This is a genomic window from Longimicrobium sp. (genome assembly GCF_036554565.1).
Taxonomy (GTDB): domain Bacteria; phylum Gemmatimonadota; class Gemmatimonadetes; order Longimicrobiales; family Longimicrobiaceae; genus Longimicrobium.
On record NZ_DATBNB010000606.1, the window covers coordinates 1 to 8,941 of the forward strand.

The window sequence follows — 8,941 nt, forward strand, 5'->3', positions numbered from 1 at the left end:
CGAGATCACCTCGCGCGACACCCGGCTGGCGCTCACGCTGGCGGGGCGGTCGGGAGAGCTGGAGCGGGCCAACGAGGAGCTGCGGTGGAGCGCCGCCGCCAAGGACCGTTTCTTCGCCTCGGTCAGCCACGAGCTGCGCACCCCGCTGAACGCCATCCTGGGATACAACGCGCTGCTGCTGGACGGGGTGGTGGGGCAGGTGCCGCCGGAGTCGCAGGCGTTCCTTCAGCGCGCGCAGCGGGCCACGCACAACCTGCTCTTCCTGGTGAACGACGTGCTGGACCTTTCCAAGATGGAGGCGGGCAAGCTGGAGCTGGTCATTCAGCCCGTGTCGCTGTACGAGGTGGTGGACGAGGCCATGTCGACGGTGGAGCCGCAGGCGCGGGAGAAGGGGCTGGTGGTCGCCGTCACCCCCGCGGTTCCGCTCCCCCCCGTGTCGGCCGACGCCGACCGGGTGCGGCAGATCCTGGTGAACCTGCTTTCCAACGCCATCAAGTTCACGGACCAGGGCACCGTCAGCGTTTCCATCGCGCGGGTGGAGGACGCGGGCGAGGCCCGGCGGTGGGCGGAGCTGCGGGTGAGCGACACGGGCCCGGGGATCGCGCCCGAGGACCGGGAGCGCATCTTCCACGAGTTCGAGCAGGTGTCGGGCGCGGCGGCGCGGGGCGGCACGGGGCTGGGGCTGCCCATTTCGCGCAAGCTGGCGCGGCTGCTGGGCGGCGAGCTGCGGGTGGAAAGCCAGCCCGGGCGCGGCTCCACCTTCATCCTGCGGCTCCCGGCCGATGGTTGACGCAGCGGTGACCCGCCGGGCCGCGGGAACGCACGACGCGCACGGGTTGTCGGAGCGGGCGGCGCAGGAAGAGGGGCTGGGACGCTGGGACGCCGCGGCGCGCCTGTACGCGCTGACCTTTCGCGCGTCGGTGATGGACCGCGACCTGGGCGCCGCGGCGGATGCCCTGCGCGGCCAGGCCCGCGTGCGCAACCACCAGCGCCGCCACGAAGAGGCCGAAGAGCTGGCGCTGCTCAGCCTGGAGATCGCCGAGCGGAACGGACTTCCCCAGGCCGCCGCCCGGGCGGTGAACGTGCTGGGCGTCATCCGCCACTCCACGGGCGACTGGGCGGGCGCGCGGCCGCTATACGCGCAGGCGCTGAACCTGGCGCTCGACCTGGGCGACGACGACCTGGCGGGGCTGGCATGCCAGAACGCGGGGGTGGTGGCGCACCTTCGCGGCGAGCTGTACGACGCGCGCACGCTGTACCTGGAAAGCATCGGCTCGTTCGTGCGTTCCGGAAACAGCGTCAACTGCATGAACGCCTACCACAACCTGGGCATCGTCAGCGTGTACCTGGGGGAGTGGCTGGAGGCGGAGGTGTTCTTCAGCCGGGGGATCGAAATCGGCGAGCGGACGTCCAACGCCCCGGGGCTGGCGCGGCTGTACATGAACCGCTCGCACCCGCTGATCCAGGTAGCCGAGCTTTCCCGCGCCATCGCGACGGTGAACCGCGCAGAGGAAGAAGCCAGGATCGTCGAGGACCGCGCCACCCTGGCTGACGTCGAGCGGTTCCGGGGGATGCTGGCGCGGATGGAAGGCCGGGCTGCCGATGCGGACCTGCACCTGGCCAGGGCGCTCGCGATGGCCGAGGGCGAGGGGACGGGCTTCGTGCGCGGCGGGATCTTCTGGGAGTTCGCCCGCCTGCGTGCGCACCAGGATCGACCCGGCGAAGCCCGCGGCTTCTACGGCCGGGCGGCGGCGGCATTCGGCGCGGTGGGGGCGCGGTACTACGAACAGGCGGTGACGGGCGAGCTGGAGGCACTGGCCCGGTGAGCGCAACGGGTGCCGCCGGGGGCGAAAATCTTTCCCGGGCCGCGCCGTCCAGGGAGCGGTTTCGTGCCCTTGGGAGCGTGGCGGCGACACGGCACAGGGATTGCCCTTCCTCGGGGCTTAAATCAGCCCTGAGGGAACGTTGTAAAGGAGGACCGCATGAGCCGCACGCGCATCATCTCGGCGATCGCACTTGTCATTTCCGTTGCCGCTTGCGGCGACGCCGGCGGCAACCCGGTCGCACCTGACGGTCCCAGCTTCAGCAGCGGCCCCATCCTGGGGGGAAACCGCACCGGCTCCGATTCTACGACGACGGCCACGACGTCGAGCACCGACACCACCGACCCGGACTCCACCGGCTACAGCGGCCCCATCCTGGGCGGCAACTGAAGAGAGACGGCGGTCGTCCTTTGCAGCGGACGGAGGCCCGCGGGAGCGAATCCCGCGGGCCTCTCTGTTTTTTGCCGGGCTACATTCGGTGGCAGCCCCGCGGCGGTCTGCACGAAAGTTGGGCATTGTGCAAAGTTTGCACAACGTTTAGAACGTCACCCCGGTGCAGGCGCCAGGTAGCCGCGCGCGACCGCCTCGTCCAGCAATCGCACGACGGCGGGCCAGAGTTCCGGAGCGCCGTGTTGGATTGGTGCCATGCGCACCATCACCTGGTCGTGCGTCACGCTGTGCTGGCGCCAGCTTCCACCCTCGCCGGCGAAATTGAGGAGCAGCGGCTGCAGCCGGTCCAGCGCCACGGCGAACCGCGCGTCGGCCGAGACGCCGGCCTCGAACTCCTCCCACAGCCCCCGCAGCTCGCTCCCCTGCTCCCCGGGCAAGAGCCCGAAGATGCGCTCCGCCGCCATCCGCTCGCGTTCTTCCTTGCCCACGTTGGCGTCCGCATCGTAGCAGAAGGCGTCTCCCGCGTCGATCTCCACTACGTCGTGCACCAGCACCATCTTCAGCACGCGCGACAGGTCCAGGCCCCCCGGCGCGTGCTCCGCCAGGACGACCGCGCAGAGCGCCAGGTGCCACGAGTGCTCGGCACTGTTTTCCTGCCGCGCTCCATCCAGCACACGCGTCTGCCGCAGGATGCCCTTCAGCCGGTCCAGCTCCATGATGAACGCGAGCTGCCGGCCCAGCTTGGGATCGAGGTCGGGGATCATTCGCCGTCCTCGTCCGCGATCCTCCGCTCGCGCCGGCGCTCGGCCGCGGCGTGAAGCCGGCGGTCTTCGTCGGTTTCCAGGATCAGCGGGGGGACGGCCGCGGGCTTGCCGTTCAGCTTGTCGAGCGCCACGTACGTCAGGTAGCAGATGTTGGTGCAGCGGCGCCGGCCCGTCTCGATCTGCTCGGCCTCCACCGTCACCATCACCTCCATGGACGTGCGGCCCACGTGCGTCAGCCGGCCGTGCGCCTCCACGAAGTCGCTGGCGTAGATGGGCTGGCGGAACTCCACGCGGTCCACCGCCACGGTCACGACGGGCGACCGCGCGTGCCGCCGCGCCACCACGCCGCCGCACTTGTCCACCAGGGCCAGGATTTCGCCGCCGAACACGTTTCCGTGGTGGTTCAGCTGGTCCGGCATCATGCTCTCCGAGAGCGTGGACGCGGACTCGCGCGCCGTCTTGCCCGCGGGTGTTTCGTTCTCAGCCATCTTCACTCGCGCCGGTCAGGGTTCGCCCGCAACCTATCGGATGCAGCGCCGGGGCGCACGCGACGGGCTACCCGCGTCGGGCTGGGGTGGCGGTTGATGATCGAGAGGCCCTCGGCTCTGCCGGGCGAATGAATTCGCTGCAACGACCACACGAAGTCCGCCTGCGCGGACTGGCCTGTTGTCGTGTGGGGAGGACCGTGTGGCGCGAGGAGGCGTGGGTACGTCCGCGCCGTGACGCCGTGGCCGGGCGCTGGCGGCCTGAAAACGAGGAGGGGCGGACCGTTTTCCGGCCCGCCCCTCGCGCACTCCTTCCATCCGCCGCCGCTACGGCTGCGTCGCGACCTCGACAGGCGCCGCCGACTTCGCGCCGGCGTCCTGGATCGCGGCCGCGCCGGGAGCCCGCGCGGCCGAGGCCGTGTCCGTGGGCGCTGCCCGGCGCTGGGCCAGGTGCTGGCGCATCTCGGGCGAGCGAGCGGCCAGGTCGCCCATCTCCGACCCCCAGACGCGGCGGTTGAGCACCAGCGTCTCCCCCGCGCGGACGGTCACCGTTCCCAGGTCCACCCACACCGGCTCGCCGTCGGCGCGGGTGACTTCGATGCGCACTGGGTGCTCGCCCGGGGCCAGCGTCATCCGCGCCACGGACACGCGGTCGGGGAGCAGCGACCAGCTGCGGGTGTCTGCGCGCTCCATTTGGTTGCTGGCCAGGTTGCTCAGCCGGCCGAGTATCCATCCCACCGCCTCGCCGCCCTGCTTCTCGCCCTTGGCTTCGACGGCGCGCGTGAGCATGAACTTGCCCGCGCCGCGAACCACCATCCTCATCAGCGCGGCCCGGCGCGCCTGCTCCCAGCGGGTGAGCATGGCGGCGGACAGGTCGCCCGTCACCGGCGCGTCCACCGCCTGGCCGCCCACCACCAGCCGCACGTCAGGCGCGGAGCACGACTCCAGGCGGTACACCGGCCACGACAGCTTCATGATGTAGGCGCCGTCCAGCGCATCGGCCACCTGCTGAAGGGCGTTCTCTTCCCATGCCTCGCCCCACTGCGCCTGGTCGGCCAGGTTGACGGCGGTGTGGATGAGCACGTTGGCCAGCGCCTCGGGGTCGCCCTCGGCCAGGCTGTCGGCCTCTTCGGCAAAGATGGGAACGTGGATGTCGGCATGGCCGCGGTGCGCCACCCATCCGTGCTCCACGAGGACGACGAGCTCGCCCGCCGCGCTGTCCGCCGCGGCGGTGGACAGCCGGTAGCGCGCCGCCGCCGAATCCGCCACCTGCGGCACACCCGTGCGCACCGCCGAGCGGTACAGCCACTCGCCCAGGTCGGGCGGGGCGGCCGCGCCCTCGCACTCGTCGAAGGCACGCTCGGCTTGGCGGAAGGAGACGAGCGCGTCGTTGTGCGCCCCCGCCCGCCCGAACGACAGGCCGGCCACGTACTGCACCAGCCCCTCGCCCGCGCAGGGGTCCGCCGCACCCGCGTCGCGCAGCCGGGCGAAGAACGCCCCCGCCCTCCGCGCCTCCACCGCCGCCCCCTCGGCCTGGCCCAGCGCCAGGTGGTTGAGCATGCGGTAGTACGGCACCATCGCGCGCTCGGCCGTGGGCGGCAGGTAGGCGATGGACGCATCGTTCACCAGCAGCGCGGCGGCGGTCTGCGACAGGCTCTGCGTGTAGCGCCGCTCGGCCTCGTCGTCGGCCCAGGCGAGCGCCTGGTTGCTTTCCTCGTACTTCCCGGCTTGGTGAAGCGCCACCGCCAGTTGAAGGTGCCGCACCAGCGGATCGCGGGGGGCGCCGCGCCCATGGAGCATTTCCACCGCGCTGTCCGCCGCGCCCGACATCACGTAGTGCCGCAGCCATGCGTCGCCCTCGCCCAGCGTCTGGCTGGCCAGGGGCGAGCCCTGGGGCAGCGTTTCGGGCGCGGGCCGGGCGGGGTAGCGGCTTCCCGGCGCGCACGCCGCCAGCGCCGCCGCGACGGCGGCGAAGGCGAGCGTGCGGCGGGCCCGGCGTGCGGTGTTCATCTGCCGCGCTCGAGAACGATGATGCGCTGGCGCGCCTCGATCATGGCGCCGGACAGGTGCGCGTACGCCTCGCCGTGGGCGCGGATGCGCTCCAGTTCCATCTGGTGAAGGAACAGCTGGTAGCGGATCTGCGCCTCGTACGGCCGCAGCGCCTTGTCGAGCGCGCGGGCGATCTTGAGCGTGGTCTCGGGATTCTCCGGGTCCACCAGGTCGGCGCGGTCGTAGCGGTCCAGCGCCTCGTAGAAGCGGCCGGCCAGCGCCATCTCGTCGCCCTCACGAAGCAGCGCGGCGGCGCGCGCCCGTGCTACGCCCTCGCTGGACGCGTCGGCGCGCGAGGCCACCAGGCGCAGCCCCTGCGGCTCGCGGTAGGCGTAGCTCCGCACCATGCCGTCTTCCAGCGTGACCATCGCCACGGGGGCGACCACGTCCGACGGGTTCACGCCGTCGCGGGCGGCGAGCGTCGTCACCCGCCCGCCGCCGCGCACGTCCCAGGCGGCCAGCGAGCTGCGGGTGGCGGCAAGCACCTGCTCGCGGGTCATCCCCACGGCAAGCTCGCCGCGGGTGATGGCGTCGCAGACCGCGCCCGAGCAGGTGGCCAGCGCGGCCTGGGCGTTCCGGTCGCTTTCCTGGGCGATTCGCTCGCGCTCGGCCTGGCCCTCGGCGCGGGCGTCGGCCACCACCTCGTCGGCGCGCGAGGGAACCACCTGGCCGTTGCGGTAGATGGGCCGCACGGGGTCCATCCGGGGGGCGCACGCGGCGGCGCCCAGCAGCAGGAGAATCCAGGGAGAATGCTTGATCATGGATCTGCCCTCATCAGCGGGGATCAAAGGCGGAAGCGCGGGCGCTCGACCATCTTCTTGATGCGGTGCTGCCCGGTCCACACCTTTTCGTTGGTCTCGATGTCCACCAGGGTGGCGTCTACCTGGTAGTACACCACGCGGCGTCCGCCTTCTCGGTCCTCGATGGACTGCACGTCGCCCTGCAGCATGAAGTTGGCGCCGCGCTCGCGGGCCAGCCGGGCGCGCGTGTCGGCCGTGGCGTTGTCCTGCTGGTCCTCCCGCTCGGCGCGCACCTCGCCGCGCTCGTCGGCGCTGGCCACCACCTGCACCTGGCCGCTGGACAGGTAGGCGCGCTCCAGGTCGCGCACGAAGGTGCCAACGGCGATGTGCTCCATGCTGGCGTTGCGCACGGTGCCTACGATTACGATGGGGCGGCGGCCGGCGTGGGCCTGCATGTAGCGCACGGCCCAGTCGCCGCCGCGGCTGGCGTCGAAGCTTTCGCGGATCAGCGCGTCGGCCACCAGGCGGCTGTCGGCGTCGTTCCAGCGTCCGCTGAGGTCGATCTGCTGCTCGGGGCTCACGCGGGTCACCTGCGTGGCGCAGCCGCCGAGCGCCATCAGGCCTGCCAGCGCCAGGGTGGCGAGAGGGCGGGCACGGGTCGTCATCATTGGGGTCTCCGCTCCGGGTTCTGCTCGGGATGCACGTTCTGGGGATGGACGGTAAGGAGTTCCACCCAGCTTCGTCGGAAGGCATTCCGCATACCTGCTTCAATCTAAAACGGAACCGATTGATGCGGAATGATTTAGATAGGCGCTTCCTCCATCCTCCCATCCCTCACTGTCCTCGCTGAGAGACAGCCGGGTGCGGTGCAGTGGACGGCTTCTACGGCGGGGGTCACGCGGAGGCGCGGAGGACGCGGAGAACTGCGGAGGGGCGTCCTGCGTTCCCTCCGCGGCTCATCTGTTTCTCCGCGCCTCCGCGTGAAATGCAGTTCAGTAGCCGGGAGGAATGCGCCGATGCCAGTCGGTGCGCCGCTGCAGCTCGCGGCCGATGGCGATCAGCTTGCCTTCCGTCCACGCCCGGCCCGTCAACGCGATGGAGGTGGGAAGGTTCTCGCGCCCGAATCCGTTGGGCATTGCAATTCCCGGAAGCCCCACCAGGTTGGCCGCGCCGCTGATGGGCTGCCCGCCCCAGGTGGCGTCCTTGTAGGCGTCGTCGAAGTTGCCCGTGGCCGGGAACGCCACCGTGTTCCACGTGGGATGCACCAGCGCGTCGAAGCGGCCCTCCACGAACAGCCGGTCCAGCGCCTCGCCCGCCGGCTTGCGGACGCGCATCGCCCGCAGGTAGTCCTTCGCCAGCACCACCTGCCCGGCGTACCCGCCCGTGCGGTCTTCCGGCGCCGTCAGCTCCTGCACGCGCCCGCTGGATACCAGCTCCTCGAAGATGCTGGCCGCCTCGGCGTCGATGATGATGGACGCAGCGGCGTTGTAGGGGATGTCGGGCAGCTCCACGTCGCGCACCAGCTCCGCGAAGCCTGACAGCACTTCAAGCGATGCGTCGAAGTTGCGGCGCACCTCGGGCTGCGAGCCCTCCGCGTTCCCCTTGAGCACGGCGATGCGCGGGCGCGCCGGAAGCCGGGTGTCCTGCGCCGCGCGGAAGGTGCGGTCCACCGTGCTCTCGTCGCGCGGGTCCAGACCGGCGATGGCCTGCAGCACCATGCCGCAGTCGTCGGCGGTGCGGCACATGGGGCCGATCTTGTCCATCGTCCACGACAGCGCCATCGCCCCGCGGCGGCTCACCCGGCCGTACGTGGGGCGCAGCCCGGTGACGCCCGACAGCGCGGCGGGGGCGAAGATGGAGCCCCACGTCTCACTGCCCAGCGCGAACGGCACCAGCGCCGCCGCCACCGCAGCGCCCGGGCCGGTTGACGATCCGCCACTCCAGTAGTCGCGGTTCCACGGCGTGCGCCCCGGCCCCGTGAACGACGCGTTCGCCTGCTCGTAGCCGAAGCCGCCGGCCAGCTCCACGCTCGCCAGCTTGGCCACCAGCACGGCGCCCGCCGCCTTGAGCTTTTCGACCACGGCCGCGTCGGGAAGGCGCTGCTCGCGGTAGGGCTGCGCGCCCCAGGAGGTGGGGTATCCCTCGGCGCCCATCAGGTCCTTGGCACCGTACGGCATTCCGTGCAGCGGCCCGCGGTAGCGCCCGGCGCGGATCTCGTCGCGCGCCTGGCGCGCCTCGGCCAGCGCGCGCTCGCGGGTGAGCGTCACCAGCGCGCCCAGGTCCGGCCCAAAGCGCTGAAGCCGGTCCATGTACGCCTCGGCCAGCTCCACCGGGTCCAGGCGCCGTGCGCCGATGCCGGCGGCCAGCTCCGCCAGCGGCAGGTACAGCGTTTCATCGGGGATCATCGCGGCGGCCCTCCCGCCACGCGGTAGACGAACGCGGGCTCGGCGGCGATCGGCAGCGGGTAGCGGCGCAGGCGCTCGGCCGTGTCCAGCCCGCCGGCGATGCTGCGGCCCACCTTGGCCATCTGCTCGTCGTTCATCCGGTCGCCGTACTGCACGCGGATGGCGTCCGTCAGCGCCCGGGCCAGCGGCGAGGGCTGCTTCTCGTCGTTGGTCCCCTGCGGCGCGGCGGAGGGGGTGGCGGCCTCGCCCGTCGGCGCCGGGGCGGGCGCGGGCGCCTCAGGCGGC

Annotated in this window: 9 protein-coding genes and 1 pseudogene; 3 read left to right on the forward strand and 7 right to left on the reverse strand. The window is 71.9% G+C overall.

From position 1 onward, the window contains the following. From VIB55_RS16765 to VIB55_RS16775, 3 genes are all read left to right on the forward strand, one after another. Positions 1-790, forward strand: a 790-nt coding sequence (locus VIB55_RS16765; protein ID WP_331877817.1) for a sensor histidine kinase, incomplete at its 5' end; no start/stop codon positions are given. Beyond that, complete coding sequence (locus VIB55_RS16770) at positions 783-1,826, forward strand: tetratricopeptide repeat protein (RefSeq protein ID WP_331877818.1); 1,044 nt, start codon at positions 783-785, stop codon at positions 1,824-1,826. The genes VIB55_RS16765 and VIB55_RS16770, both read left to right, overlap by 8 nt. 156 nt (positions 1,827-1,982) lie before the next feature. Continuing rightward, a complete protein-coding gene (locus VIB55_RS16775) occupies positions 1,983-2,213 on the forward strand; it encodes a hypothetical protein (protein WP_331877819.1) in 231 nt (76 codons plus the stop codon). A gap of 155 nt (positions 2,214-2,368) precedes the next feature. Here the strand turns inward: VIB55_RS16775 and VIB55_RS16780 are convergent, their stop codons facing one another. The 7 genes and pseudogenes from VIB55_RS16780 to VIB55_RS16810 form a co-directional block, all read right to left on the reverse strand. Next, a complete protein-coding gene (locus VIB55_RS16780) occupies positions 2,369-2,977 on the reverse strand; it encodes an HD domain-containing protein (protein ID WP_331877820.1) in 609 nt (202 codons plus the stop codon). Beyond that, positions 2,974-3,465 (reverse strand): acyl-CoA thioesterase, encoded by a 492-nt coding sequence (locus VIB55_RS16785; protein ID WP_331877821.1) that lies wholly within the window; start codon positions 3,463-3,465, stop codon positions 2,974-2,976. The genes VIB55_RS16780 and VIB55_RS16785 overlap by 4 nt, the downstream gene beginning before the upstream one ends. A gap of 324 nt (positions 3,466-3,789) precedes the next feature. Further along, positions 3,790-5,472 (reverse strand): hypothetical protein, encoded by a 1,683-nt coding sequence (locus tag VIB55_RS16790; protein ID WP_331877822.1) that lies wholly within the window; start codon positions 5,470-5,472, stop codon positions 3,790-3,792. Next, on the reverse strand, positions 5,469-6,272 hold the full coding sequence (locus tag VIB55_RS16795; RefSeq protein WP_331877823.1) for a hypothetical protein: 804 nt from the start codon (positions 6,270-6,272) through the stop codon (positions 5,469-5,471). The genes VIB55_RS16790 and VIB55_RS16795 overlap by 4 nt, the downstream gene beginning before the upstream one ends. A gap of 23 nt (positions 6,273-6,295) precedes the next feature. Continuing rightward, positions 6,296-6,919 (reverse strand): penicillin-binding protein activator LpoB, encoded by a 624-nt coding sequence (locus tag VIB55_RS16800; protein WP_331877824.1) that lies wholly within the window; start codon positions 6,917-6,919, stop codon positions 6,296-6,298. Positions 6,920-7,243: 324 nt separating this feature from the next. Beyond that, positions 7,244-8,656 (reverse strand): amidase, encoded by a 1,413-nt coding sequence (locus VIB55_RS16805; protein WP_331877825.1) that lies wholly within the window; start codon positions 8,654-8,656, stop codon positions 7,244-7,246. Then, positions 8,653-8,941 (reverse strand): annotated as a pseudogene (locus VIB55_RS16810) (hypothetical protein); the annotation flags it as partial. The gene VIB55_RS16805 and the pseudogene VIB55_RS16810, both read right to left, overlap by 4 nt.

Excerpts from the sequence above, each read along its gene's own strand:
- VIB55_RS16770 (WP_331877818.1), top strand. The coding sequence starts at position 783 with ATGGTTGACGCAGCGGTGACCCGCCGGGCCGCGGGAACGCACGACGCG.
- VIB55_RS16775 (WP_331877819.1), top strand. The coding sequence starts at position 1,983 with ATGAGCCGCACGCGCATCATCTCGGCGATCGCACTTGTCATTTCCGTT.
- VIB55_RS16780 (WP_331877820.1), bottom strand. The coding sequence starts at position 2,977 with ATGATCCCCGACCTCGATCCCAAGCTGGGCCGGCAGCTCGCGTTCATC.
- VIB55_RS16785 (WP_331877821.1), bottom strand. The coding sequence starts at position 3,465 with ATGGCTGAGAACGAAACACCCGCGGGCAAGACGGCGCGCGAGTCCGCG.
- VIB55_RS16790 (WP_331877822.1), bottom strand. The coding sequence starts at position 5,472 with ATGAACACCGCACGCCGGGCCCGCCGCACGCTCGCCTTCGCCGCCGTC.
- VIB55_RS16795 (WP_331877823.1), bottom strand. The coding sequence starts at position 6,272 with ATGATCAAGCATTCTCCCTGGATTCTCCTGCTGCTGGGCGCCGCCGCG.
- VIB55_RS16800 (WP_331877824.1), bottom strand. The coding sequence starts at position 6,919 with ATGATGACGACCCGTGCCCGCCCTCTCGCCACCCTGGCGCTGGCAGGC.
- VIB55_RS16805 (WP_331877825.1), bottom strand. The coding sequence starts at position 8,656 with ATGATCCCCGATGAAACGCTGTACCTGCCGCTGGCGGAGCTGGCCGCC.